General features: G+C 55.1%; 21 protein-coding genes. 14 read left to right on the top strand and 7 right to left on the bottom strand.

Features of this window, described 5'->3' with window-relative positions; translation table 11 throughout:
- Positions 1-62: 62 nt before the first annotated feature.
- Entirely contained in the window at positions 63-1,100 is a 1,038-nt protein-coding gene (locus tag SYN7336_RS07025) for an aldo/keto reductase (protein WP_227498616.1), read from the bottom strand.
- 388 nt (positions 1,101-1,488) lie between these two features.
- Here SYN7336_RS07025 and topA point away from each other — a divergent pair, with 388 nt between their 5' ends.
- From topA to SYN7336_RS07010, 3 genes are all read left to right on the top strand, one after another.
- Positions 1,489-4,152: a type I DNA topoisomerase gene (gene topA / locus SYN7336_RS07020; protein ID WP_017325221.1), complete on the top strand. Its 2,664-nt coding sequence runs from the start codon at positions 1,489-1,491 to the stop codon at positions 4,150-4,152.
- A 196-nt stretch (positions 4,153-4,348) separates the two neighbouring features.
- Positions 4,349-4,570, top strand: a complete 222-nt coding sequence (locus SYN7336_RS07015; protein ID WP_017325220.1) for a ribbon-helix-helix protein, CopG family — start codon at positions 4,349-4,351, stop codon at positions 4,568-4,570.
- Positions 4,567-4,845 (top strand): hypothetical protein, encoded by a 279-nt coding sequence (locus tag SYN7336_RS07010; RefSeq protein ID WP_017325219.1) that lies wholly within the window; start codon positions 4,567-4,569, stop codon positions 4,843-4,845. The genes SYN7336_RS07015 and SYN7336_RS07010 overlap by 4 nt, the downstream gene beginning before the upstream one ends.
- 17 nt (positions 4,846-4,862) lie before the next feature.
- On the opposite strand, the gene SYN7336_RS30640 is transcribed toward SYN7336_RS07010, so the two are convergent.
- On the bottom strand, positions 4,863-5,000 hold the full coding sequence (locus SYN7336_RS30640) for a hypothetical protein (RefSeq protein ID WP_156820062.1): 138 nt from the start codon (positions 4,998-5,000) through the stop codon (positions 4,863-4,865).
- Here SYN7336_RS30640 and SYN7336_RS07005 point away from each other — a divergent pair.
- From SYN7336_RS07005 to SYN7336_RS06995, 3 genes are all read left to right on the top strand, one after another.
- Positions 4,978-6,939 carry an ATP-binding protein gene (locus SYN7336_RS07005; RefSeq protein ID WP_017325218.1) on the top strand — a complete coding sequence of 654 codons (1,962 nt, stop codon included), beginning with the start codon at positions 4,978-4,980 and terminating at the stop codon, positions 6,937-6,939. The two genes, SYN7336_RS30640 and SYN7336_RS07005, sit on opposite strands and share 23 nt — an antisense overlap.
- Before the next feature lie 30 nt (positions 6,940-6,969).
- Positions 6,970-8,784 carry a penicillin-binding protein 2 gene (mrdA, locus tag SYN7336_RS07000; RefSeq protein ID WP_017325217.1) on the top strand — a complete coding sequence of 605 codons (1,815 nt, stop codon included), beginning with the start codon at positions 6,970-6,972 and terminating at the stop codon, positions 8,782-8,784.
- Positions 8,785-8,881: 97 nt separating this feature from the next.
- Positions 8,882-9,220 (top strand): HU family DNA-binding protein, encoded by a 339-nt coding sequence (locus SYN7336_RS06995; RefSeq protein ID WP_227498615.1) that lies wholly within the window; start codon positions 8,882-8,884, stop codon positions 9,218-9,220.
- A gap of 136 nt (positions 9,221-9,356) precedes the next feature.
- Here the strand turns inward: SYN7336_RS06995 and accD are convergent, their stop codons facing one another.
- A complete protein-coding gene (gene accD / locus SYN7336_RS06990) occupies positions 9,357-10,322 on the bottom strand; it encodes an acetyl-CoA carboxylase, carboxyltransferase subunit beta (RefSeq protein ID WP_017325215.1) in 966 nt (321 codons plus the stop codon).
- Between the two features lie 204 nt (positions 10,323-10,526).
- On the opposite strand from accD, the gene coaE reads away from it, so the two are divergent.
- The 4 genes from coaE (at position 10,527) to rph (ending at position 16,091) form a co-directional block, all read left to right on the top strand.
- The gene (gene coaE, locus SYN7336_RS06985) at positions 10,527-11,120 is read left to right on the top strand and encodes a dephospho-CoA kinase (protein WP_017325214.1); all 594 of its coding nucleotides are present in this window, start codon (positions 10,527-10,529) and stop codon (positions 11,118-11,120) included.
- A 61-nt stretch (positions 11,121-11,181) separates the two neighbouring features.
- Positions 11,182-13,497 (top strand): phosphoribosylformylglycinamidine synthase subunit PurL, encoded by a 2,316-nt coding sequence (gene purL, locus SYN7336_RS06980; RefSeq protein WP_017325213.1) that lies wholly within the window; start codon positions 11,182-11,184, stop codon positions 13,495-13,497.
- A 470-nt stretch (positions 13,498-13,967) separates the two neighbouring features.
- Positions 13,968-15,275, top strand: a complete 1,308-nt coding sequence (gene ablA / locus SYN7336_RS06975; RefSeq protein WP_017325212.1) for a lysine 2,3-aminomutase — start codon at positions 13,968-13,970, stop codon at positions 15,273-15,275.
- Between the two features lie 93 nt (positions 15,276-15,368).
- Complete coding sequence (rph, locus tag SYN7336_RS06970) at positions 15,369-16,091, top strand: ribonuclease PH (protein ID WP_026100777.1); 723 nt, start codon at positions 15,369-15,371, stop codon at positions 16,089-16,091.
- Positions 16,092-16,192: 101 nt separating this feature from the next.
- Here the strand turns inward: rph and recN are convergent, their stop codons facing one another.
- Together recN and rpsF are read right to left on the bottom strand one after the other, a co-directional pair.
- Positions 16,193-17,872, bottom strand: coding sequence for a DNA repair protein RecN (gene recN, locus SYN7336_RS06965; RefSeq protein ID WP_026100776.1), 1,680 nt, complete (start codon positions 17,870-17,872; stop codon positions 16,193-16,195).
- A 129-nt stretch (positions 17,873-18,001) separates the two neighbouring features.
- Positions 18,002-18,292, bottom strand: coding sequence for a 30S ribosomal protein S6 (rpsF, locus tag SYN7336_RS06960; RefSeq protein WP_017325209.1), 291 nt, complete (start codon positions 18,290-18,292; stop codon positions 18,002-18,004).
- A gap of 102 nt (positions 18,293-18,394) precedes the next feature.
- Between rpsF and SYN7336_RS06955 the strand changes: the two genes are divergently transcribed.
- The 3 genes from SYN7336_RS06955 to SYN7336_RS06945 all read left to right on the top strand — a co-directional run bounded on the left by SYN7336_RS06955 (position 18,395) and on the right by SYN7336_RS06945 (position 22,311).
- Complete coding sequence (locus SYN7336_RS06955; protein ID WP_017325208.1) at positions 18,395-19,765, top strand: four-carbon acid sugar kinase family protein; 1,371 nt, start codon at positions 18,395-18,397, stop codon at positions 19,763-19,765.
- Positions 19,766-20,426: 661 nt separating this feature from the next.
- Positions 20,427-21,011, top strand: coding sequence for a chorismate lyase (locus SYN7336_RS06950; RefSeq protein ID WP_071590754.1), 585 nt, complete (start codon positions 20,427-20,429; stop codon positions 21,009-21,011).
- A 79-nt stretch (positions 21,012-21,090) separates the two neighbouring features.
- Entirely contained in the window at positions 21,091-22,311 is a 1,221-nt protein-coding gene (locus tag SYN7336_RS06945; protein WP_017325206.1) for a 4-hydroxybenzoate 3-monooxygenase, read from the top strand.
- Between the two features lie 40 nt (positions 22,312-22,351).
- Here SYN7336_RS06945 and SYN7336_RS06940 read toward each other — a convergent pair whose 3' ends face one another.
- Both SYN7336_RS06940 and SYN7336_RS06935 read right to left on the bottom strand, forming a co-directional pair.
- Positions 22,352-23,071 carry a TVP38/TMEM64 family protein gene (locus tag SYN7336_RS06940; RefSeq protein ID WP_202951145.1) on the bottom strand — a complete coding sequence of 240 codons (720 nt, stop codon included), beginning with the start codon at positions 23,069-23,071 and terminating at the stop codon, positions 22,352-22,354.
- A gap of 66 nt (positions 23,072-23,137) precedes the next feature.
- On the bottom strand, positions 23,138-23,911 hold the full coding sequence (locus SYN7336_RS06935; protein WP_017325204.1) for a TVP38/TMEM64 family protein: 774 nt from the start codon (positions 23,909-23,911) through the stop codon (positions 23,138-23,140).
- Positions 23,912-24,405: 494 nt separating this feature from the next.
- Between SYN7336_RS06935 and SYN7336_RS06925 the strand changes: the two genes are divergently transcribed.
- A complete protein-coding gene (locus SYN7336_RS06925; protein WP_026100773.1) occupies positions 24,406-25,578 on the top strand; it encodes a pyridoxal phosphate-dependent aminotransferase in 1,173 nt (390 codons plus the stop codon).
- Positions 25,579-25,658: the final 80 nt, after the last annotated feature.

Genomic DNA, 25,658 nt, shown 5'->3' with positions numbered 1-25,658 from the left:
GCATCGCGAGTAAGACTTGTTTCCGGCTTAGAACGTTTTCTGCCGACAAGAGTATAAGGTTACTACCGACGGCGATATTCGTCACCACAATCGCCGATCGCCTCGATTAAATCGCGGGACCGAGACGAAACTTGTGCGATCGCCTCTAAATCAGCTGGATCCAATTGGAAGCCAAACACCCTGGCATTGTCTTCAATATGCTCGGCAATTCCCAGCCGCGCCCCCACAATTGCCCCTGCCACGGCAGGTTGGTCGAGTACGTAGCGAACGGCCACATTGGCAAGACTGACTTGGTGCTTGCGGGCAATTCGATCGAGCACGTGCAACAAATCCTGAAACAGCTCCCAACCGCCCCACACATCCACCATCTGCTTGTATTTACGCAGCGAAACGGTTGCGAGGCGATCGAGCTGAGGTTCCGGTGCATCGAGATAGACCTGGGAGAGCAATCCCCCGCAGAGGGTGCCGTAGGCGAGCAGCTTAATGCCCCGTTCCAGACAAAACGGCACCATGAACTGGAGAGGGCGGCGATCGACCAGCGAGAATTGCACCTGGTTGGATACCAGTTCCACTTCACTGTCAGCAATCTTGCCCAGATGCTCGGTATCGAAGTTGGTTACCCCCAAGTGCCGAATCGCTCCTTCCCCCTGCAAATCGACCATGTGCTGCAGGGCATCTAAATAGCGAGGATCGCTGTAGTCCCACCAGTGGAACTGCAATAGATCGAGGGTCTCGACCCCCATACGTCGCCGCGCGAGATTGAGATTGCGTTCCACCACCTGCCGCGTCATGCGACCGGGACGAGGCACCCACTTCGTAAACGCTTGCATGCTTTTGAGCGCGGTTTGCCCCCGCTGCGAGGCCAATTCCCGCCGAAATGCCCCAATGAAATCTTCGGCAGGCCCGTAATGGTCGGCTAAATCCCAGGTGGTATAGCCTGCATCCACATAGCGGAACATCGCCGCTAGGGCAGCTTGCGGATCGATCGTGCCGTGGGCTCCAGACACCTGCCACATGCCGTTGAGCAAGCGGCAAATGGTCATATCGTCGGTAAACTGCACTCGACTGGCAAAGGGAAGGGGCAGCGTTGCTGAAATCATGTATCGAATTGCGAGGGAATCGCGGCTGAACGCATTCCCATTTTTGCACGGTAGCGAAAGGCTGAAATCTGGAAAATTGAGGAGCACTCGCGGGGAGGCAGGCTATGCGATCGTGCGATCGAACTGCCGGATTGAGTATATTTGCGCGATAGACGAGTTAAATCTCCAGCTAGCCTCTACCCTTGAAAAGTAAGAATGCTATCGGGCAGAGTAAAAGACGGGGGGTCAGTTCGGCAGTAGGCTTTCCCTAAGGGCGATCGGCTTGCTTCATTCAGTCGAAAGGAGCGCCCCGATACTGCCAACCACAGTCCCCATTGCTCGACAGGGAATGTGCGACTGGTCATTCTGTGGTTTATTGAGATCCCTAGCAGCACCTCACTCAACGCTTATGACTGCTCTTGTCATTGTCGAATCGCCAACGAAAGCACGCACCATCCGCAACTTCCTGCCCGCTGGGTATCAGGTGGAAGCCTCGATGGGTCACATTCGCGATTTGCCCCAATCTGCGTCAGAGATTCCTGCCGCAGTTAAGAAAGAAGAGTGGTCCCGCATTGGGGTCAATGTTCGAGCCAACTTCGAACCGCTTTACGTCATTCCCAAAGACAAGCAGAAACGGGTCAAAGAGCTGCGTGCAGCCCTCAAATCTGCTGAAGAATTAATTCTTGCCACTGACGAAGATCGCGAAGGCGAAAGTATTAGCTGGCACCTGCAGCAAGTGCTCAAGCCGAAAGTCCCCATCAAGCGCATGGTCTTTCACGAAATTACGCGCGAGGCCATTCAAGCCGCACTGGCAGACTGCCGCGATATCGACGAGCATCTCGTCCGCGCCCAAGAAACCCGACGCATCCTCGATCGCCTCGTGGGCTATACCCTGTCTCCCCTGCTGTGGAAGAAAATCGCCCCCCGTCTCTCAGCCGGACGGGTGCAATCGGTGGCCGTCACCCTGTTGGTGGAACGGGAGCGGGAACGTCGGGCCTTCAAACAGGGCAGCTATTGGGATCTCAAGGCCGATCTGGAGCACGACAACACTGCCTTTGGTGCGACATTGGTGGCGCTGGCAGGCAAAAAACTCGCCACGGGCAAAGATTTTGATGAATCCACCGGCCGCATTGCTGCAGGCCGCGATGTCCTGTTGCTGGATAAAGTGCAGGCAGAAGCCTTACAAGCCCGGATTGCCGATAAAGAGTGGCTGGTTGCCACTGTTGAAGAGCGGGCCAGTACCCGCAAACCCGCTCCCCCCTTCACCACCTCCACGCTGCAGCAGGAGGCAAATCGCAAGTTGAGGCAATCGGCCCGAAATACCATGAGGACAGCCCAAAAGCTGTATGAAGAGGGCTACATCACCTACATGCGGACAGACTCCGTGCATCTGTCTCAACAGGCCATCTCTGCTGCCCGAGACTGCGTTGAAGCAAAATATGGCTCTGACTTCCTCAGTCCCGCGCCGCGCCAGTTTTCCACCAAGAGCAAGGGCGCTCAAGAGGCCCACGAAGCCATTCGTCCGGCAGGCTCGCAGTTCCGCACCCCTGCCGATACGCCCCTCAAGGGACCAGAGCTCGCCCTCTACGACCTGATTTGGAAGCGGACGGTGGCTACCCAAATGGCCAATGCCCGCCAAACCCACACCACCGTCACCCTAGAGGTGGAAGATGCAGAGTTTCGCGCCACCGGCAAGCGGATTGACTTCCCCGGCTTCTTCCGCGCCTACGTCGAGGGCTCCGACAATCCCGATGCTGCCCTCGAAGATCGCGAAGCCATTCTGCCCCAACTAGCAGTGGGCGATCGCCCCAACTGCACTGCCGTGAATCCCGTCGGTCACGAGACCCAACCCCCTGCCCGCTACACCGAAGCCTCGCTGGTCAAAGCACTGGAGAAAGAGGGTGTGGGTCGGCCCAGTACCTATGCCACCATCATCAGCACCATCCAAGATCGCGGTTATGCCCAGATGGTGAAAAATGCTCTAACTCCGACCTATACGGCCTTTGCCGTGACCAATCTGCTGCAGGAGCACTTCCCGACATTGGTGGACACCCACTTCACCGCCGAAATGGAATCTACCCTGGACAACATCGCCTCGGGTACCGCAGAATGGCTGCCCTATCTTTCCGAGTTTTATCTGGGTGAGGAGGGGCTCGAAACTAGGGTCAAGGTGCGGGAGACAGACATCGAACCGAGCAAGGCGCGATCGATCCAGCTAGATGGGTTGGAAACTGCCATCCGCATCGGCCAGTACGGCCCTTACATTCAGGTGGAAGGCCAAGCGGGAGAGGTGCGGGCTTCCATTCCCAATGACGTTCCTCCTGCCGATCTCGATGCCGCCGATCTGGAGCGGGCCATCAAAACTAAGCTAGAAGGCCCGGAGCAGTTGGGCACCTTCCCAGACACGGATGACCCGATCTATCTGCTGGTGGGACCATACGGCCCTTACGTGCAATTGGGACAGGTTTCGGAGGAGAATAAAAAGCCGAAACGGGTGTCGCTGCCCAAGGGCCTGTCGGCGGAGGATGTCACAGAGGCAAAGGCGATCGCCCTGTTGCGTTTGCCCCGCACCCTGGGAGAGCACCCCGAGACTGGCAAGACCGTTAAAGCGGGATTGGGGCGATTCGGTCCTTATGTGGTTTGCGATGGAGAGTTTCGCTCTCTGAAAAAAGATGACGATGTGCTCTCGGTGGAGTTGCCCCGCGCTCTAGAACTCTTGGCCATTCCCAAGCGCGGTCGCGGCGGCAGCACGGCCAAGCCTCTGCGGGAGCTGGGAGCTCACCCTGAAGATGGAGAAGTTGTGGGTGTCTTTGACGGTCGTTACGGCCCCTATGTCAAGCACGGTAAGGTCAATGCCTCGCTCCCCAAAGATGTCGGCATCGAGGAGGTGACGCTGGAGCAGGCGATGGAATTGCTCGCCGCCCGCGCTAACCAGAAAGGGGGGACGAAGGGCAAGAAGGCCAAGGCATCTAGTAAGGCATCTAGTAAGAGCAAAACAACCAGTAAGACGAAAGCCAAGGCTAGTTCTGCCACTAAATCTAAAACCTCCACTCGCAAGAAAACGAGCTCGTGACAGGCTTCTGAAATTCAGCGATCGGCTGAACCGAACGCTTGCTAAGAGATCTCAACACTCTGACGAATCTGAGAAGTCTTTAGGACTATTGCAAGAATGGGAATGCGCTAAGATGCAATTGCAGTAGCTTTGCAGTATTGCTGCAGTAACTTTCACTGTAATGGCTGCTAACTGAATTAAGCGCTGAGAGGCTGCCATGGCAAGTAGGAAGAAAACCGTCCGACTCACAGTTGATGTGACTCCCGAGCTGTACGATTCCATCACCGAGATGGCCGAACAACTCCACGGCTCGAAGAGTGAGGTCTTTAGAAAGGGGATCGCTCTGCTTCAGTTCGCCTTAGAGGCAAAAGCACAGGGCAAGAAGTTTGGCGTGGCCGAGAAAGACCAGCCGCTCGCGACTGAATTGGTTGGCCTGTGACAGAGCGCCACATTAACGACCTCATCGCTGAAGGGATTCTGAAGGTTGAGACTTCAGAATCTCCTGAGGATGCAGTACATCGACGGCGAAAGGACTTTTGGATGACGCTTGCAGCCATAGTGCTCGCTGTGGGATTTACGATCGGTCTTGGCGTGTTTGCTGGCAAGTTCTTGTGGCGGGGTCAAGGGACTGCCGAAGAGCGCATGTGGGCAGCTTCAGTCATGACAAGTATTGCAACTGGGGCTATAGGCTTTGCCTTTGGCAAAAATATATGAGCTATGGAATCCCCCAACTAATTCCCATCCCCAATCGTACTGGAGGCTTGACGATGCAGGTCTAACTCGGCGATCGCGACTGAGGGAATTTCGCTAGCATGACATGATGTAGGTAGATTGCGCCCCTCAACAATGCAGACTTCCGAGTCATCCACTCCTACCGAATCTTCCCCCCCCGAAAGCAATGGGTTCTTGCGATCGTTTTGGCAATGGTGGAAAGACTACCTGCAGGAGTTGCGGTTAGAAACTCGCCTCCTGTTTGCTGCCACCCTAGCGGTGTCGTTGGTGGTCAGCGGCTTCACGTTTTGGGCCGTCGATACAATTCAGCAAGATGCCCAGATCAACGACATTCGCTTCGGCAAAGATTTAGCCCTGTTATTGGCTGCCGATGTGGCCCCCTTGGTGGCAGAAGGGCAGCAGGCCAAAGTGGCTCGCCTCTCGCGCCAGTACTTTCAGAGCACCTCTAGCATTCGCTACTTGCTCTATGCCGATCCCAATGGCGATATTTATTACGGCATCCCTTTTTCCAATGCCGATCTGAGCACCTCACTAACGATTAGCCGCCGCCTGCAGCTACCCGAAGGTCGACGTCCCACAGAGGGCGTTCCGCTCGTGCGCACCCACGACACCCCTGATGGCCGCGTCACAGATATTTTTGTCGGTATCTACAACAACAGCAAGTTTCTGGGCACGTTGGGGTTGGGAATCAATCCCAATTCCATTGTGGTGCGATCGTCGAGTCTGACCAGTAACGTCACCACAGGGGTGTTTGTGGCGGTGTGGGTCTTGGCAATTTTAGGGGCAGTGTTTAACGCCTTAACCATTACTCAACCCCTTAAGGAACTGGTGTCGGGGGTGCAAGGGATTTCGGCGGGAAATTTTCAACAGCGGATTAATTTGCCGTTTGGGGGAGAACTGGGACAACTGATTGGCAGTTTCAATCGGATGGCAGAGAAGCTGCAACGGTACGAAGAACAAAATATTGAGGAGCTAACCGCCGAGAAAGCCAAGCTGGAAACGTTGGTATCCACCATTGTGGATGGAGCCGTCCTGCTAGACCCAAAACTGGCGATTTTGCTGGTCAACCCGGCGGCCCTGCGCCTGTTGAATTGGCAGGGCAAGGATATTTCGGGCCAGCCGGTGCTGGATTATTTGCCCGAAGCTTTTCAGTTGGAAATTGCTCCGTCGCTGCTGGCAATGGCTCGGGGGGAATTAGAGGGGGAAGAGTTTCGGATTGCGCTAACAGAACCCAATCAGCGAGTGGTTCGGGTCTTGCTCTCGACAGTCCTCGATCGCGGGCGGGAAAACCTCAAGAGCATCGCAATCACGATCCAGGACATTACTCGAGAGGTGGCCCTCAACGAAGCGCAAAGCCAATTTATTAGCAATGTCAGTCACGAGTTGCGCACCCCGCTGTTTAACATCAAGTCATTTATCGAGACCCTGCAAGAGTTTGGCGATCGCATCTCCCCCGAAGAGCGACAAGATTTTCTCGATACCGCCAACCGAGAGACCGATCGCCTCACCCGTCTAGTCAACGACGTACTCGACCTCTCCCGTTTGGCCTCCGGCCGCCAATACCAGTTCGAGGCGATCGATATTTTTGCCCCCATCGACCAGACCTTGCGCACTTACCAACTCAACGCCCGCGACAAAGGCATCCAACTGCGCCAAGAGTTAGATGAGTCACTGCCGGAGGTCTGGGGCAATTACGACCTGTTGCTGCAGGTGTTCGCCAACTTAGTGGGGAATGCCTTAAAATTCACTCCTTCGGGGGGAGAAGTTGCGATTCGCGCCCGTCGACTGCAGGTGGAAGAAAGCGATCGTGAAGTGGTTCGGATCGAGATCGCCGACACCGGCATTGGCGTCGATTCTGAAGATCGCGACAAGATCTTCAATCGCTTCTTCCGGGCCGAAAATCGCGTCCACACCCTAGAGGGCACCGGTCTGGGCCTCTCAATTGTGCGCAATATCCTCGAAAAGCATCACACCCAAATTCGCGTCGATAGCACCCCCGGCAAGGGCAGTACCTTCTGGTTCGACCTACACCAATACAGTACGGTGGAGCCCGATGCCTGCTCGCTGGCCTCTTAGTCCTACCCCTCCTCTGCCCCTACTCCGCTCATGCCTCTCTCGTCCTCGCACCTCTCCCCCTCTGTTCGCAATGCCCCCGAAACCAAGGTTACGGGCAAAAATTATCAAGCCCTACTGCTACTCTCCATTTGCACGGGTTTGTTGTTTGGCGGGATTGGAACTCGATTGGCCCACTTGCAAATTGCCCAAAACGCCCATAACCGGAAGCTAGCGGACAACAACCACATTCGCCTCATCCCCATTCCTCCCGAACGGGGGCGCATTCTCGATCGCAATGGCGAACTGCTAGCAGGTACGCAGCTCGCCCACGGCGTATTTATTTGGCCCTTGGCCCAACCCGAACAGGACTGGGCATTAGTGGCAGAAAGACTGTCGGGGTATATCGACATTCCTGCTGGCGAGATTCTCGAACGTTTAGAGCGAGCGGGCTATAACGCGCCGTTTCCGGTCCGTATTTTGCGCAATGCCAACCCGGAAATGGTTACGCGACTGCAGGAGAACATTGAAGATCTGCCGGGAATCATCGTGCAGCCAGAGGCCGTGCGCTTCTATCCCAGTGGCGACTTGGCAGCACACCTGTTGGGCTACGCTGGCGAAATCACGGCTGAGGAATTGGCTGCTGCCGACCCGGCAGCAGATTATCGCTTGGGCGATGTCATCGGTCAGATGGGGGCAGAGCGCACCTACGAGCAACTCTTGCGGGGTCAGTGGGGCGGTCAGCAGGTGGAAGTCGATGCCGCTGGGGAAGTGCTGCAAATTTTAGGCGAGCAGCCTGCTCGTGCCGGACAAACGTTGCAATTGAGTCTGGATAAGCAATTGCAGCAGGTGGCCGAAGAAGCCTTAGCAGAGCGGAAAGGGGCTGTGGTGGCGATCGATTCCCACAGTGGAGCCGTACTGGCTATGGCTAGCTATCCCAGCTTCGATCCCAATATTTTTTCCTCCCATATCACCCCCGACCAGTGGCAGGAGTTGCAAAGCCAGCAGTTTCCGTTCCTCAACCGAAATCTGAGACCCTATCCCCCCGCCAGCACCTTTAAGGTGGTCACCACCTCTGCAGCGATCGAGTCGGGTGTCTTTCCCCCCGACACGACGCTGGCGACAGCCCCCTACATTCAGGTGGGAGGATGGCGATTTTGGGACTGGAATCGAGCTGGATTTGGAGTGTTGGATTTTCAGCGGGCGATCGCCTACAGCAGCGATACATTTTTCTACCAAACTGCCGTGCGCATGGGGGCCGAACCGCTGCAAGAGTGGGCTCGTCGGTACGGATTTGGGCAATTAACCGGCATCCCGCTAGCGGGCGAGTCCCCCGGTATTATTCCCGATACCCAGTGGAAGCAAGAGAACATTGGCGAAAGATGGTATACGGGAGATACCGTCAATATGTCAATTGGCCAGGGATTTGTCAGCGCTACCCCCCTGCAAGTGGCGGTCATGACCGCTGTGGCAGCGAATGGTGGCTGGCGAGTGCAGCCGCACTTGCTGCTCAATCCCGAAGTCCAACCCCAGCGGAAATGGGTCGGATTGTCCCCCGAAACATTGCGAGTCGTCCGAGAGGGGTTGCGGGAGGTCATTACAGGCGGAACGGGGCGGGGGGTGGCCCTCTCTCCAGATCTCCCCGCGATCGCCGGTAAATCGGGAACGGCAGAAGACCCGCCCCGCAAGTCCCATGCGTGGTTTACCGCTTACGGTCCCTACGAGTCTGCCGAAATTGTCGTGGTGGGCTTTTTAGAAAACGATGGGGGTGGGGGCAGCAGTAAGGCCGGTCCGATGGTGCGGCAGGTTTTAGAGGCTTATTTTCGCCAGCAGCAGGGGGAAAGCTTGGCTCAAAATATAGCGAACTGAACATTTTTGCGCAAAATTCACCCAAAACACCTTGGAATACTGAAAAAAAAAGGTCTGCAAGTGCCCTGTATCCCTTGAGGGGCTGTAGAATGAGTCATTGAATTTACAGTCAAAAAAGCGCAGCTACTCACACATTAATCGGGAGATCCATATGAATAAGGGCGAGCTCATTGACGCGGTTGCAGAGCGGGCAAACGTGACTAAGAAGGAGGCCGATGCCGTCATTTCTGCCACCTTAGATGTGATTGTTCAAACGGTAGCCAGTGAAGAGAAGGTCACATTGGTGGGGTTTGGGTCTTTCGAGCCGCGCAAGCGCAAAGAACGGGAAGGTCGCAATCCAAAAACCAACGAGAAAATGACAATCCCGGCTACGACCGTGCCTGCTTTCTCTGCCGGTAAATCCTTTAAAGATGCGGTCGATCCCAAGAAAAAATAGGTCGATCTCCTGGCAGGCACAAGGACAAAGGTAATGGGTCCACCTGCACGATTCATGCAACCAGCCAGTGCGCTCGGCGTCATGCCGAGTGCATTTTTCTGGCAGCTCAATCGAATTCGGCAAGGCCAAATCGCGCTCAGTTCAGTGGCGATGGGGGGGCAGTAAAGGGTATAGACGAGGAGCGATCGTGGGGGCCGGACGGGCGCGTACCGTTCGAGGCAGTGGGTCTGGGCTGGTGCAGGGAAATCAGTTGGTTGAGACGGCGGCACAGCTTCGTGCGGGGCACGATCGCATCGATGAGGCCGTGTTCTAACAAGTATTCAGCCGTTTGAAAATCCTCGGGTAATTTTTGGCGGATGGTTTGCTCGATCACGCGACCGCCAGCAAAGCCAATCAAAGCTTTAGGCTCGGCCAGGATGATGTCCCCCAGCATGGCAAAGCTAGCGGTGACACCGCCAAAAGTGGGGTGAGTCAGGACGGAGATAAAAAGCTGACCGGCAGCGCGATGGCGATCGAGTGCTGCTGACGTCTTCGCCATTTGCATCAAGCTGAGAATCCCTTCGTGCATGCGGGCTCCCCCAGAGGCGGAAACCAACACCAGCGGCAGGTGTTCGGCAGTGGCGCGCTCGATCGCGCGGGTGACTTTTTCTCCCACCACCGAGCCCATGCTGCCCCCCATAAAGCGAAAATCCATAATACCGAGGACGATCGGGATGCTATTGCGGTCAGAGGACTCGCGCAGGTGGCCGATGCCAGTTATGACGGCGTCTTGCAGTTGAGTCTTCTCTTGACTGGCCCGAACCCGATCGGTGTAGGGTTGGCGAGCGCTAAACTCGAGTGGGTCGGCAGAACTGAGGCGATCGTTCAGGGGCTTCCAGGTATCTAGTTCGATCAACTGAGCCAGCCGTTGGGGGGACGGAATCCGATTGTGGTGACCGCAGCTAGGGCAAACCTGAAAATTAGTCGTCAGGTCTTTGGTGTAGGTCAGTGCATCGCAGCTAGGACATTTACGCCACAGATCGTCAGCAATCCCGCGTTCTTGACGCTCCTTGCTGATGGGAGTGTCCTTGCGTCTGTCTGCAAACCAGTCAAATAACGACATTGAATGCACCGGTCACTTTACTCAACCTTAACCCGCTGCGGGTGAGCCAGAGGCTGAAGTTTCTTCAGTCTGAAAGTGCTGCCAGCCTCTCGGGCTGATTTCGCCGAGCACTAGTCTGATGGTAGTGCTGGGCGGAAGGCAAGGCGATTCAACAGTCTCGATCTAGCATCGTTTAAGATCCTGAAGGATTCTGAGAACAATTGAGTGCGCAGAATTATTGGCTTGACGGGAGGCATCGCCACGGGGAAATCTACTGTGGCCCAGTGGCTAGCCGACTGCAGTATTCCGGTCATTGATGCCGATGTCCTGGCACGGGAGGCCGTGCAGCCGGGGTCGCAGATATGGGAGCGCATTGCCGCTCGCTACGGTCCCGAGATCCTGGCTGAATCGGGGCAGTTAAACCGTCGCCACTTGGGGCAGATTGTCTTTGCCCAGCCAGAGGAGCGCCGCTGGCTAGAAGCGCAAATTCACCCCTATGCGAGCGATCGCCTGCAACAGTTTCTTGAGGCACAGCCCGACGGCAGCACGGCAGTCGCGGTCGTCCCTCTGTTATTTGAAGCCGGAATGACCGCTCTCGTCACTGAAATTTGGACGGTGTTCTGTACCCCCGCCCAGCAGTTGCAGCGCTTGCAAGCGCGCAACCCCCTCTCGCGGGAAGAAGCCGAGGCTCGCATTGCCAGCCAGTGGCCCCTCGTCGAGAAAGTGATGCGCAGTCAAGTGGCGATCGATAACAGTGGTTCGCTGGAGAAAACGTACCTGCAAGTGATGGAGGCGCTGCACGGTGCGGAGAGCCTCTGAGAGACTGCCAGCTTCCCCTCTGCCCATACAATAGAAACGCTCAATTCATCAGAAGGCTGCCGTGACCGCATCCAGCCCCGCATTTACCCCGCAAGCGTTAAAAGCTGCCGGAATTTCTGCCGCCGAATACGACGCCATCGTGGAGCGGCTGGGGCGGGAACCCAACCGTAACGAACTGGCCATGTTCGGTGTTATGTGGTCGGAGCACTGCTGCTATAAAAACTCTCGCCCCCTCCTCAGTCAATTTCCCACAAGCGGCGATCGCGTCTTAGTCGGTCCCGGCGAAAATGCAGGGGTGGTGGACTTGGGGGATGGCGATCGCCTCGCCTTCAAAATTGAATCCCACAACCACCCCTCTGCGATCGAGCCCTTTCAGGGGGCTGCCACTGGTGTGGGGGGTATCCTGCGGGACATTTTTACGATGGGAGCCCGCCCGATCGCGGTCTTGAACTCCCTCAGATTCGGCCCCCTCGACGACCCCCGCAACCGTCGCTTATTTGCCGGTGCGGTCAGCGGCATTTCCCATTACGGCAACTGCGTTGGCGTACCGACCGTGGGAGGAGAAGTGGATTTCGAACCCATCTACTCGGGCAACCCGTTGGTCAACGCGATGGCCTTGGGGCTGATGGAAACCGACAGCATCGTCAAATCGGGAGCCTCGGGAATTGGCAATCCCGTGCTCTATGTCGGCTCCACCACCGGTCGAGACGGCATGGGGGGAGCCAGTTTTGCCAGTGCCGAATTGACCGACGAATCCGAACGCGATCGTCCGGCGGTGCAGGTGGGAGACCCCTTTCTGGAAAAATCCCTGATCGAAGCCTGCCTGGAAGCTTTTCAGACGGGAGCAGTTGTGGCGGCGCAGGATATGGGAGCTGCAGGTATCACCTGCTCCACTTCCGAGATGGCCGCCAATGGGGGGGTGGGGATTGAATTCGATCTGGATAAAGTGCCGGTGCGAGAAACCGGTATGCGCCCCGACGAATTTCTGCTCTCCGAATCGCAGGAGCGCATGTTATTTGTGGCCCAGCCCGAGCGTACGCAAGAGCTGATTGACATCTTCCATCGTTGGGAACTCCAAGCGACTCTTGCAGGCCGCGTCATCGCAGACCCCGTCGTCAGAATTCTGCACCAGGGGAATGTTGTCGCCGAAGTTCCCGCCACTGCCCTGGCCGATAACACCCCCGTCTATCCGCGCGAGGTCATCGAGACGCCCGCATACGCGCTCGCCGCTCGCCAGTGGAGCCCCGACAGTTTGCCAGCAGCCAGCGCAGCCGGATTGGGCGATCGCAGTTGGAACGACCTCCTGCTGGCATTACTGGACGAACCGGCGATCGCCTCCAAACAGTGGGTTTATCGTCAATACGACCATCAAGTCCAAAATAATACCGTTTGCCTGCCGGGAGGTGCAGACGCAGCCGTCATTCGCATCCGGCCTCAAGCCTTTGGCGTGGGAGAAGTGGAGGAGGTGCCCCTGCCTTATAAAGGGGTGGCGGCAACGGTGGATGGCAAAGGCCGCTACGTGTATCTCGATCCTTACGAAGGGGCCAAAGCCGCTGTCGCCGAAGCGGCTCGCAATCTCAGTTGTGTAGGGGCCGAACCACTAGCCATAACGGACAATCTCAACTTTGGCAGTCCCGAGAAACCCGTCGGCTACTGGCAATTGGCAGAAGCCTGTCGCGGACTGTCCGATGCCTGCCGCGAATTGCAAACTCCGGTAACAGGGGGAAATGTCTCGCTCTACAACGAAACGATCGATAGCGACAATAACCCTTGCTCGATTTACCCCACGCCAGTTGTGGGCATGGTGGGATTAGTGCCGGACGTGCGCCAAGTCTGCGGCCAAGCTTGGCGGGCTGCAGGTCATGCAATTTATCTACTCGGCAACTCAGACAGCTTGACGCTGGGGGGCTCTAGCTACCTCGATACGATTCACCAAACCGTGGCAGGTTTGCCCCCCCGCATCGATCTCGATTTAGAAGTCCGCGTTCAAGCCGCTTGTCGAGAGGGAATTCGGCGAGGATGGGTCCAGTCAGCCCACGACTGCAGCGACGGGGGCTTGGCGATCGCCCTGGCAGAATCTTGCTTTGGCAGCCAGTTGGGAGCTTCCATCCAGCTCGACACAGGGGCAACGCGGTTAGATACCGCTTTATTTGGCGAAGGGGGCGCAAGAATTGTTATCTCGGTGGCCCCCGCAGCGCGATCGCAGTGGGAGGCTTATTTGGCCTCGACCCTACCTCAATATTGGACTTGCCTCGGCATAGTGGGGGGCGATCGCCTCCAGATTGCGAGTACAACGGGTACGCAATGGGTGTCGCTGTCTGTCGCACGCATGCAGACAGCGTTTGAGGAGGCCATTCCCAGACGCATGGAATCTTAGGCCGCACGCAATCCCGTCTCGGTAGTTCTAGAACAGAAGCGATCGCCCAATGTCCCGCTACCGATAACAGAACGCACCATCGGTGCTGAAGCGATCGGTGCCCTCCCATCGAGTAATTTTCCGATCGCAGTTCTAAACCCGCGATCGGGAGCCTCTTGCTAGAGTCATAATTAACCTAAATCGATATGTCTCAGTTCGGTGAATTGTTTGAGCGTGAGGTGAGGTAAGCTCGCATTGCTAGAGGTTAAGTGACTCATCTCCGAGAGTGACAAGCCTTAAGTTAAGTATAGATAGCTGTCCATAACTTAACTTCATCCTACAGTTAGCTTCAATCCATACACTTAGCTTCATAGATGAGCCCGATCGAAAAACCAATGGAAAAGATTCCGTAGAATTTCGGTTTATCTTAACCTCGGTATTTTGTATAGGGTAGAAAGCATTCACGAATTCTTGCGTAGAAATCGATACCTATGCCGATCGAAACATCAAGCCTTATCTCCTCCAGTCGCCCATCCATTTGGGCAAATGTCCCAGATTCCGACTGGAACGATTGGCGCTGGCAACTCAAACATCGTCTGAACTCCATTGAAGAACTCTCCCAAGTCATCAATTTAATTCCAGAAGAAATTCAAGGACTGAGCGCAAAAGAACGCTTCCGAGTTCATATCACCCCTTACTTTGCGGGCCAGATCGATCCGAACGATCCCAACTGCCCCATTCGCCGCCAGGTGATTCCGCTGGGCTCGGAGTTGCAAGCCTTTGAGGGCATGCAGGCCGATAGCCTGTCGGAAGAAGAACACAGCCCCGTGCCCGGTTTGGTGCATCGCTACCCCGATCGGGTGTTGATGCTACTGACAACCCACTGTGCCAGCTATTGTCGCTACTGCACTCGCAGCCGCATTGTCGGTCAATTTGACAAGAGTACAAAGCAGCCAGCGATCGAACAGCAGTTAAATTACCTACGCAATAACCCGCAAGTTAGAGATGTCTTACTGAGTGGTGGCGATCCTCTAACGCTATCGCCCACTATGCTGGAATATGTCCTAGCTCAACTGCGGGATATCGAACACATCGAAATTGTGCGCATTGGCAGCCGCGCACCGGTTTTTCTGCCACAGCTTGTGACCGACGAGCTGTGCGAAATGCTGAAGCGGTTCCATCCGTTGTGGATTAACATTCACGTCAACCACCCTAAAGAAATTACGCCAGCTCTGAGCCGAGCACTGGCCAAGCTAGCGGATGCAGGCATCCCCCTCGGGAACCAAAGTGTTTTACTCGCAGGTATCAACGATAGCGTCGAGATTCAGCGGGAACTGGTTCACAAACTGGTGCGAAACCGCGTGCGCCCTTACTATCTCTACCAATGCGATTTAGTCAAAGGAGCCGGACATTTCCGCACGACTGTGGCCAAAGGAATTGAAATTATTGAGGGGCTGCGGGGCCATACCAGTGGTTATGCGATTCCCACCTATGTGGTAGATGCCCCTGGCGGCGGCGGCAAAATCCCCGTCATGCCTCAATATTTAATCAGTCAAGCTCCCGGTCGGGTGGTGCTGCGCAACTACGAGGGCTATATCGTCACCTACGAAGAGCCGCAGGACTACAATCCACAGTTAATCGAGCAGATTCGCACTCAATCGACACAATCGTCGGAAACCAATCGCCTTGGGGTTTCGGGACTTTTACAAGGCAATGCATCCGCCATCAAGCCAGAGGGGTTCGATCGCTTACACGCTCGGGCCGAGCGTTTACCCCTAGATAGCGGGACTTTAGATTGAGCGTTGGCGTCTGACAGGTCAACCAACGTCTGGCTATGGCGGCTGGCAACCGGTCTGGTAAGCTAAATCCGTTTGCTGTCGAGGTAAAGGGAGATGTCGTTCCTAAGGTCTGACGGTCGCGCTTGCGGCGCGATTCGTCCGGTGTCATTCCAACGGCAGTTTACGAAGTTTGCGGCGGGCTCGGTACTGGTCAAGTTTGGCGATACCCACATCTTGTGTACCGCATCGGTTGAGGAAGGGGTGCCGCCCTTTTTGCAAGACACGGGTAAAGGCTGGCTGACGGCAGAATATCGGCTCTTGCCCAGCTCGACGCAGGGGCGAAAGAAACGAGAACTCTACAAGCTGTCGGGGCGGACTGCCGAAATTCAGCGGACGATCGGCCGCAGCTTGCGGGCAGCCATTGATTTCGATCGCCTCGGTCCCCGCACGATCGCCATTGATGCGGATGTGTTACAAGCAGATGGCGGTACGCGCACGGCAGCGATTACGGGGGGCTATGTGGCGTTAGTGGATGCCTGCCAATCGCTGCTCCGGCAGGGGGTGTTAGAAACCTCTCCCCTCATGCGGCAGGTGGCAGCGGTCTCGGTGGGTTGGCTGGACGGCAGGGCGATCGCCGATCTCTGTTACGTAGAAGATGCGGCAGCAGCGGTCGATCTGAATGTCATCATGACCCAAACGGGCGAGTACGTTGAAATTCAGGGGACGGCAGAGTCGGAGCCCTTCTCTCAGGCTCAGTTAGACGAGATGTTAGCGCTGGCGAAGCCCGCGATCCAGGATTTATGTCAGTTGCAATCAACAGCGTTGCAGGCAGATTGAAGGAGCTGGTTCCCAATAGAATCCAGATCGGGCAAAGCATCTCGACAGGGGATTGGCCAACCCGATCGGCATGTCGTAAGCGAGCCGGGACAACCCGACTCCTAAGCAGATTCTCGTAGCTCAGCCGCTCGAGCTAGGAGCGATTCGGCAAAGTCTAAAGCTTCTCGAGCCGATCTCCCCCCCGCCAATTGAGCCAGCTCGTCCCGCCGCTCGCTCTCCGACAGCACTTGGGCTCGCACATAGGTGCGTTTTTGACGGACGAACTTACTGACTCGAACGTGGCAGTCGGCCATCGCCGCAATTAAAGGCTGGTGGGTGACGCATAACACCTGATGGCTCTGACCGATATCGTACAGTTTGGCAGCGATCGCCTGAGCCACCGTTCCCGATACCCCCGCGTCAATCTCGTCAAACACCAGCACAGACACGGGATCCACTTGATTGAAGACGGCTTTGAGCGCTAACAAAACCCGACTCATTTCTCCCCCCGAAGCCGTAGCCGCAAGGGGCTGCATCGGCTCCCCCGGATTGGGGCTGATGGCATAGATAACGCGATCTCGGCCCTCAGCAGTCGGCTCGATCGGCTCCAATTCCACCGCAAACTGCACGGCAGACATAGCTAGCGGTTTTAACTCCGCTAACAGTTGCTTGCAGAGCTTCTCCCCCGCCTTTTGACGCAATCCCGTCAGGCGATCGCAAGCCTCTTGCAACTGCTGTCGCCTCTGGGCTTCCATTTCTGCTAATTTCTCCTCACTATCTCCCTCCTGCAATCCCTCTAGCTGGGCGGCAATGGCTTCGGCATGGGCGATCGCATCTGCCAGCGTCGGACCATACTTGCGACAAATTTGTTTGAGCTGGGCGATGCGTGTCCCCACCATTTCCAGACGATCGGGATCGGCATCCACCGTTTCGGCATAAGCATTCAGTTCCCGGCTGGCCTCCGACACCTGAATGGAGGCACTACTCACCATCTCCAACAACGCCTGCAACTGAGGATCGTACCGGCACATTTGCTCGATAACGTGCTCGGCTTTACCCAAGAGATCCAGCACAGAGCTGCCATTGTCGTTTTGGTAGAGCAGTTCGTAGGCATTAAAGCTCTGCTCCTTCAATTCCACACTGTGGGACAGGCGATCGCGTTCCTGTAGCAATTGCTCCAGTTCATCCGGCGACTCCAATTCTGCTTCCGTTAGCTCGCGATGTTGAAATTCAAAGATATCGAGCTGTTGCAGTCGCTGCTGTTGCTGCGCTTGCAACAACACCAGCGCATCTCGCGCCTCCGTCCACTGACGGTAGGCTTTAGCCACTGTCCGACGGGAAGACAGCAGACGCGGGCCGCCAAACCCATCCAACCAGCGCCGTTGAATGGCCGCATCTTGCAGTTGGACGGTTTGCCCTTGAGCCGTTATCTCCACCAACCGCCGCCGCAGGCTTTGCAGTTGCTGTTTGTTGACTAACACCCCATTCAGACGAGAGCGACTGGTGCGATCGCTAATTTCGCGAGTACACACCAAACCCTCTTCCAGTTCTTCAATCTCTTGCTCGGCCAGCCAGTCTCGCACCGGCTGCGTCAATTGGAATACCGCCTCGATCGCGGCCTTCTGGCTGCCGGTGCGCACCAACTTGCCCGAGACAGCTCCCCCCAAAGCAGCATCCAGCGCGTCGAGAATAATCGACTTGCCCGCCCCAGTTTCCCCCGTCAACACATTTAAGCCAGCAGAAAACTCCAGTTCCAACTGTTCGATCAGCGCAAAGTTGCGGATGCGCAGTAGGGTCAACATCAGATCCGCCAAACCGGTATGGGCTAGCACCTACGGTACTGGCATTGCCAGTAGCGATGCAACGACCTCCAACACAATGAAGCAGTCTCAGGCTGGAGGCGAACTGCCAGATCGGCCGAGCTAGGCCAGTTACTCGTCCACTTTAAATGTGCCAAACCGCAGAACGGATTCATTCAGTCGCAAACCTTTTTCCATAGCTGTACGAGCACTGGGCTCGGCGTCGTAGCTGAGCAGGATGTAAATACCTTCTCGGCAGCGCTGAATTTCGTAAGCTAACCGCCGCTTGCCGCGCACTTGCACTTCAATATTTTGGGTGTCTCCCTCTGTCAGTTGCGCCTTTTGGCTGTCAATAAACTGAGTTAGGGGCTCTTCCGACACGTCGGGACGGACAATAATCATCGTTTCGTAAGCACGAGGCATGGGTCGAGGGTCTCCTTATGGACTAAGGCTGCCGATCGCGTCGGCAGCAAGGGCGCGATCTCCCATCATAATGGATGGCGACGCTACCTTTGCGAATCCTTCTTGGCAGTACATCGAGAATCCAAAGCAAGCGCATCACCCGATCGGGCGATCGCCCCAGCCAAAATCATTGTGCTCGACGACGATCCAACGGGGTCGCAAACGGTCCACAGTTGTCTGCTGCTGCTGCAGTGGGATGTGGAGACATTGCTGCTGGGGTTGGCGGATGAATCGCCCCTGTTGTTTGTTTTGACCAACACGCGATCTCTGTCTCCTGCAAAAGCCGCTGCCGTGACGCGGCAGGTGTGTGTCAACCTCAAACAGGCGATCGCGGCAGCGGGCATTGAAGAATTTTTAGTCGTCAGTCGCTCGGATTCGACCTTGCGAGGTCACTATCCGCTCGAAACCGATATTATTGCGGCCGCACTAGGACCTTTCGATGCGCATTTTCTCGTGCCTGCCTTTTTGGAGGGGGGACGGTTCACCCGCAATAGCGTCCACTATCTCTTGGCCGATGGCGTCGAAATCCCCGTTCACACAACCGAATTTGCCCGCGACTCTGCGTTTGCCTATCGGCACAGCTACCTGCCCGACTACGTTGCCGAAAAAACGAATGGCAAGATTTCAGCAGAGTCAGTCGAGCGATTGTTGCTCGACGAGATCCGGGCGGGCTGTCTGGAGCGTTTGATGGAGTTGTCGAACAATCAATGTGGGGTGGTGGATGCCGAGTGCTCGGCGGATCTCGATCGCCTCGCCCGCGATCTCTTAGCGGCCACCGCCCGAGGCAAGCGGTTCTTATTCCGCAGTGCCGCTAGTCTAATTTCGGCTCTAGCCGCTCTGCCCCCACAGCCCGTTGCTGCCGAAGACATGTCCCAATACGTACGTGGCGGACAACCGGGGGCAGCAATTGTAGGGTCCCACGTCAAGCAAACCACACAGCAGTTGGAGCGGCTACTGCAGGAAGCAGGGGTGGCTGGCATTGAGGTGAATGTGGCTCGGTTGTTAAAGCAGGGGGAAGGCGATCGGCACACCCTCCTACAAGCCACTTTAGACGCAGTCTGTGCTGCTTATCGCTCTGGCAAAACTCCTGTGGTGTACACTAGCCGCGAAGAACTGACCTTCGCTAGTTTGCCAACTCGGTTGCAGTTTGGGGCGCGGGTGTCGGCTTTATTAGTGGATGTGGTGCGGGGGCTGCCGAGGGATCTCGGCTTTTTGATTAGCAAGGGGGGAATTACCTCCAACAGCATCCTGAGGGACGGTCTCGACCTCAGGGCGGTCCGACTGCTGGGGCAAATTTTGGCAGGCTGCTCGGTGGTACGGACTCCACAGGAGCATCCCCTGTTTCCTCATTTGCCGGTGGTTTTATTTCCCGGTAATGTCGGCGATCGCGATGCTTTAGCAACAGTGTATCGACGCTTGAGTCACTCCAGCTAATGCCTTGCGGCGGAGTTGAGTCAGCCCTGCATACTGCCGTCAATCGGGGCACTCCCCATACCTAAGCGATCGCCCCCAGTCGACATCTACAGCTCCTACCGCGCCTAATAACAAGCAGATATACGACTAACACTGCACGAAACAGCGATCGAGAATACGCTCATTCTTGAACCATTCAATTATAATGGCTGAGTTAATGTTAACTTAAATTAAGCTGACCTTTCGGCACAGCCAATCAAGCGAGGAAACTCTTAGCTTGGCAGATAAGTCCAATCTATAACGGGTACTCAATCGACAATCAAGAGGCAGAAACTGTAAGTATATTTGCTTGTTCTTGCAGCTCTAATCATTGTCGACCAGTACGAAAACGGAGCTCTAAGAGCTTGATTTTACTCGGGTTCTCTTCAAGGTTAGAAGCCATAGCCAATTCTAGCCTATCTCCACTCGCGAGGCATAGTACCAGTTGTCAGTTCGAGGGGGAGGAGGAAAGACCTAAAACCTAGCTCTTTCCATGGAGTGAGGGATAGGAACCAATTTATCGTCTAACTGGAGTTTTTTGACAAGAAAATGTTAGCGCTAGTTATTTTCAAAACAGATATTGTATCCTACTATAAATAGGTGCGTTTTTCGTTTGCTCGAATAGTTATTAAGAGGATCTGCGATGGATTGCCATCCTTCTAAATTTAAGGGTGTAACGATTCGGAATTTCAAGCGCTCTCTACGATACAGAAGAGTTGAACTCTCCTCCTTGAGTCCGTTCCAAAGAATTCTCCTCACAACAAATGGAACGATTACCCATATCCTCGAGGCCTATGCAAGAGAGAAGATAGAACTACAAAAGCTATCAGAAAACTGGATCGAGCTCGAAAATGAGAATGTTCCGACAGAATTGGCTGACAGCTCAGAATTGGTTGCCAGAAACATTTTGCTTCAGGGCGCTGACAGCGGCAAAAATTATGTTTATGCAGAATCCATCCTTGCACTCGATCGCCTAGATGACACTTTGCGACAGCAATTGGTTACGACTGAAACTCCTCTGGGAAAGCTTTGGGTGGAACACAAGATCGAAATCTTTAAAGACAACGTTCATATCGGTCGAGAGCCCACCTGCGATTTGGCCCACTATTTCGGCATCATTCCCGAGTCAACTCTGCTATCGAGAACTTACTACGTTTATTCAAATCGCAAATGCACCATGATGATTACGGAGAAATTTCCCGAACGTTACTTTATCGAGAATGTCTAGGGGTTATATTCTAACTCGCAATTTTTTGCGATCGCCCTAATAAACATTTGATGTTTTTTATTCCGAAGGTTACTCGTCAATGGCTGAAGACAACAAGCTGAAAACTTCTGTATGTATTTTGGGGGCCGGACCTGCCGGTATCCTCTTGGGCAATATTCTGCTCGAAAATGGAGTTGATTGTATTGTGCTCGATCGCTACGATCGAGACGAAATTTTCCAACGGGGTCGGGCCGGCCTGATTGAGAGCACCACGGTCGAGCTGCTGAAAAAGCACGGTTTGGCCGAGACAGTCTTAGCCAACGCCGAACTTCACGATAGTTGTGAATTTCGCTATCCCAATAAAAGTATTCTGTTCAACTACGCCGATTTAAATGGCGGGGAAGTTCATTACGTCTATCCCCAAAGCAATCTCAACGATGACCTAATTCAGAAGTATCTCGATGCCGGTGGCAAATTGCTGTTCCGCCACGAAGGCACTCAAATTTTGCAGTCTGACAATGGGGTCGCGGTTGAATGTCTCGATCGCAATACAGGCACAATCCAGACCATTCAAGCGGATTTTGTGGCTGGATGCGATGGTTACCACGGCATCTCGCGCCGTTCGATTCCAGCCAGTGCAGTCAAGATTTATTCCAAGCAATACAACTATCGCTGGCTAGCCATTTTGGCCTACGCCCCTCCCTCAGTAAAGTGCATCACCTATGCCCTTCATCCCGAAGGCTTTGCCGGCCATATGCTCCGCAACAGCGAGATCTCTCGCTACTACCTACAAATTCCCCTCGCCGACGAGCTGGAAGATTGGCCTGACGAGCGCATCTGGGCGACTTTGCGCAGGCGGTTGGCACAACCGGGTTGGGAGCTCATCGAGGGGGAGATCTTTCAAAAGAACACGATGGATCTGCGCAACTACGTCTTAGAGCCAATGCGCTATAGACGGTTGTTGGTGGCGGGGGATGCCGCCCACATCATTACGCCGATGGGAGGGAAAGGGTTAAACCTGGCGATACAAGATGCAGGGATGCTAGGGGAAACCTTAGTTCATTACTATTTGGAGCAGCACGATCTGTCCTATCTCGATCTCTACTCCGAGTTGCGCCTACCCTACATTTGGGCTGCCCAGGAATTTTCCTGCAGCCTATTGCATATGGTTCACCTGCCAGAGGGCGATGACCTAGAGGATATTAACTTCCTGCGCAAATTGAGCGAATCGAAATTATCGCAACTGAACTCATCGACAACATTCGCCCGCAATTTTGCTAGAAATTATGTCGGGATTCGGCTGCAGCAAGAAATTAGCTGACGATACTGCCAGGACTGGGCCGATAATCGAGTCACCCCAACTAACGCCAGCGCTTGATAAAAATTGGCAGCACCGATAATAAGGTGAGAAAGGCGATCGCCATGCCAAACGGGAACGAATTGCCCCCTTCCAACATCTCTCGTCCCGTTGCGCCAATCCAAGTGTACAGGGCAGTTCCGGGAATAATGCCGATCGCAGTTGCCAAGGCATACTCGTTCAGCGGTGCCTTAGTCAAGCCAAACAGGAAATTGACTAGATTGAACGGGGAAATCGGAAATAACCGCACCGCCAACACCAATTTGAGGCAGTGGCGGTCGATCGACTTATTCAGCCGCACCAGCAAAGGATGTTTGCCATATCGCTTCACCGCCCAATCGTGGAAGAAATAGCGGGCTAACAAAAAGGCACTACTCGACCCCAACGTTGCCCCCAGCACAGACCAAAGCGTTCCCCACAGGAGGCCGAATACTGCACCGCCTGCTACCGTCAGCACGGTCCCCGGCACACCCAGGCTCGTGGCAATGACGTGCCCCAAAACAAACAGCGCCGGAGCCAGCGTCCCCAGCATTTCCAGATCGCTCACCAACCGTTCGTGGTGAAAGCGATCGCCGAGGGGGCTGAGAAAGAGTATGGCTAACAGCGCGAGAATGGCGATCGCCACCCACACCCGAGGCATAGACAGGTATCTGAGCAAGGCCCGACCTGCCTCGGGTAAGCCACTCTGCTCTATCCTTCTCTTCCGGCGTCGTTCGGCTGTCATCCGATCTACTAAACCTAGTAACAATGCACGTTCTAACGATCCGCTCCGAGCTCGGAAAATGATTGATTAAGAGCTCATCTCTTCCGCCATCTGTGGCTGCTCTTCCGTATTTAGCTTGCTCTTTAGAGCTTTTCGAGCCAGTTTAGTCACATAGACCGTCACTGCAATGGTTGCCAGCAGTCCCACAATGCGAATGGTCCAAGTGATGGCAGGATTAGTGGGAGATTCACCAGCACCAATGGTGGCCAAATCCCCCGCTAGAGATCCTAAGTAGACGTACATGATGGTTCCCGGCAAAATACCCGTGGTGCCCCAAATGTAGTCGCGCAAAGAAATTTGGGTCAGCCCCATCGCATAGTTGAGCACGTTGAAGGGAAATGCAGGAGAGAGACGGATCAAGAACATGAGCTTGCCCCCTTCGCGACCGATCGCATCGTCAATTGCCTTGAAGTTGCGATTGCCCTCAATCTTCTTAGCAACCCATCCTCGGGCCACATATCGACCCACAATAAAGGCTGCCGTAGCCCCAACCATAGCCCCAATGAAGACGAAAATAGCTCCCTCGACCACACCAAACACAAACCCAGCTCCCAAAGTCAAAATGGAGCCGGGTAAAAAAGCGACGGTGGCCACAATATAAAGGCCAATAAAGGCCAGCGGTCCCCATGCTCCCCAGCTTTCAATATTGCTGAGTGCATTCACCAGTAACTGCTGGGGGTTAAAGCCTCCGCCCGCAGCCTCTTGGGCGAGGGCCGGAGCGGCGATCGAAGTTGCGATTATCCCTGCCAGTAGCAGGCCGAGGCGAATGCGACGAGGGGTCTGGGAAGACGAAAGGTTCATGGTCGGTTTTTACCTCGCGGTCACAGAGAAGGTGTTCTTACAAAACGCGCTGAAAGGGGTAAAGACACCCGCAACAGGATCGTGGCCGAACCAGATGAGGCCCCCCCTCAAATGGGGCTGAGGGTCTTCTCAGTACAAATATCTCGGCTGGATCTGATGTCGACAGATGTTCTGAGTACAATCTAGGTCGAGCTGGGGAACAGTGCATTTACCCTGTATCCAAACGTGCTGCGGGCCTCTCGGGATGAATTTAGGCTTAGAAATTGTGCCTGGAATTCCATCGGGTTGTCAGGCCGTGGCGATTTGAGGCGATCGCCCCAAGCTGGCAGTGATTCCTAACATCTTATGTCACGCTATCTTTTCGAGCTTTAATCTTGAGATACCCTAATACTCGACCGCAGACTTGCGGGTCGTCGGTCCGGTCCCTAACGAGAGCCCTGAATCTCGGGTTGGCATCCCCTTGCCAGCAATTTCGAACGCATTTGGAGAAGGCTGTGAAGCTGGCAAGTCGCGTAGCGCATCTGACCCCATCAATGACCTTGGCGATCGCCGCGAAAGCGAAAGCCCTCAAGGCCGAAGGTGTGGATATTTGTGGATTTGGAGCGGGGGAACCAGATTTCGATACCCCCCCTCACATTTGCGAGGCTGCGATTCAGGCCATTCGGGACGGCCACACCCATTACGGGCCGGTAGCGGGCATGCCCGCCTTGCGAGAGGCGATCGCCTCCAAGCTGGCTGAGGAAAATGGCCTACCCTATACCCCCGAGCAAGTGATGGTCTCGAATGGGGGCAAGCAAACGCTCTTTAATGCAGCGATGGCGTTGTTGGAGCCGGGAGACGAGGTGATTTTGCCCGCACCTTACTGGCTCAGCTATCCCGAAATGGCGACTCTGGCCGGAGCAGAATCCGTCGTGGTGCCCACCAGCGAAGCCAATGGGTTCAAACTCACCCCCGAGCAACTCAAAGGGGCCATCACCCCCCGCAGCAAGCTCTTGATCCTCACCTCTCCCTCCAACCCGACTGGAACGATGTACGCGCGGGAGGAGCTGGAGGCGATCGCCGAGATCGTCGTGGAGCGAGATTTGTACGTTATCTCCGACGAGATCTATGAAAAGTTAGTTTACGACGGTGCCACCGCCACCAGCATCGGCAGTCTCGGGGCCGAGATTTTCGCTCGCACGATTCTCAGTAGCGGTTTTGCCAAAGCCTACGCCATGACCGGTTGGCGATTGGGATATCTGGCAGGCCCGCTAGAACTGATTCGGGCAACCACTGCCATTCAAAGCCACAGCACCTCAAACGTCTGTTCCTTTGCGCAATATGGCGCACTGGCGGCCTATACTAGCCCCGAGTCGGAGCCAGCCGTGGCTAAAATGCGCGACACTTTCGATCGCCGCCGCCATGTCATGCATGACGGTCTCGTATCCATTCCCGGCATTACCTGCGTCAAACCCCAGGGAGCGTTTTACTTGTTTCCGAATATTAGCGGAACGGGCCTGAAGTCGTTGGCGTTTTGCGATCGCCTCTTAGAGGAACAGCAGGTGGCCGCAGTTCCTGGTATTGCGTTTGGGGCTGACGACCACATTCGCCTGTCTTACGCTACGGATTTAGAAACGATTGAGCAGGGCTTATTCCGCCTGCGCGCATTTATGGAACCGCTGGTTTAGGCATCTATACAATTAGCCAATCTACCCAAATCCAGACACTGACTCAGCTTGATGGGATAAAACGAAACGCCTTCAGAAAA

This window comes from Synechococcus sp. PCC 7336 (assembly GCF_000332275.1).
GTDB lineage: Bacteria > Cyanobacteriota > Cyanobacteriia > Thermostichales > PCC-7336 > PCC-7336.
Note: the sequence above shows the minus strand (reverse complement) of the source record. Positions and strands in the feature narration are given on the sequence as shown.

Coding starts and splice junctions, on each gene's coding strand:
- SYN7336_RS07025 (WP_227498616.1), bottom strand. CDS start 1,100: ATGATTTCAGCAACGCTGCCCCTTCCCTTTGCCAGTCGAGTGCAGTTT.
- topA (WP_017325221.1), top strand. CDS start 1,489: ATGACTGCTCTTGTCATTGTCGAATCGCCAACGAAAGCACGCACCATC.
- SYN7336_RS07015 (WP_017325220.1), top strand. CDS start 4,349: ATGGCAAGTAGGAAGAAAACCGTCCGACTCACAGTTGATGTGACTCCC.
- SYN7336_RS07005 (WP_017325218.1), top strand. CDS start 4,978: ATGCAGACTTCCGAGTCATCCACTCCTACCGAATCTTCCCCCCCCGAA.
- mrdA (WP_017325217.1), top strand. CDS start 6,970: ATGCCTCTCTCGTCCTCGCACCTCTCCCCCTCTGTTCGCAATGCCCCC.
- accD (WP_017325215.1), bottom strand. CDS start 10,322: ATGTCGTTATTTGACTGGTTTGCAGACAGACGCAAGGACACTCCCATC.
- ablA (WP_017325212.1), top strand. CDS start 13,968: ATGCCGATCGAAACATCAAGCCTTATCTCCTCCAGTCGCCCATCCATT.
- rph (WP_026100777.1), top strand. CDS start 15,369: ATGTCGTTCCTAAGGTCTGACGGTCGCGCTTGCGGCGCGATTCGTCCG.
- recN (WP_026100776.1), bottom strand. CDS start 17,872: ATGTTGACCCTACTGCGCATCCGCAACTTTGCGCTGATCGAACAGTTG.
- rpsF (WP_017325209.1), bottom strand. CDS start 18,292: ATGCCTCGTGCTTACGAAACGATGATTATTGTCCGTCCCGACGTGTCG.
- SYN7336_RS06950 (WP_071590754.1), top strand. CDS start 20,427: ATGGATTGCCATCCTTCTAAATTTAAGGGTGTAACGATTCGGAATTTC.
- SYN7336_RS06945 (WP_017325206.1), top strand. CDS start 21,091: ATGGCTGAAGACAACAAGCTGAAAACTTCTGTATGTATTTTGGGGGCC.
- SYN7336_RS06940 (WP_202951145.1), bottom strand. CDS start 23,071: ATGACAGCCGAACGACGCCGGAAGAGAAGGATAGAGCAGAGTGGCTTA.
- SYN7336_RS06935 (WP_017325204.1), bottom strand. CDS start 23,911: ATGAACCTTTCGTCTTCCCAGACCCCTCGTCGCATTCGCCTCGGCCTG.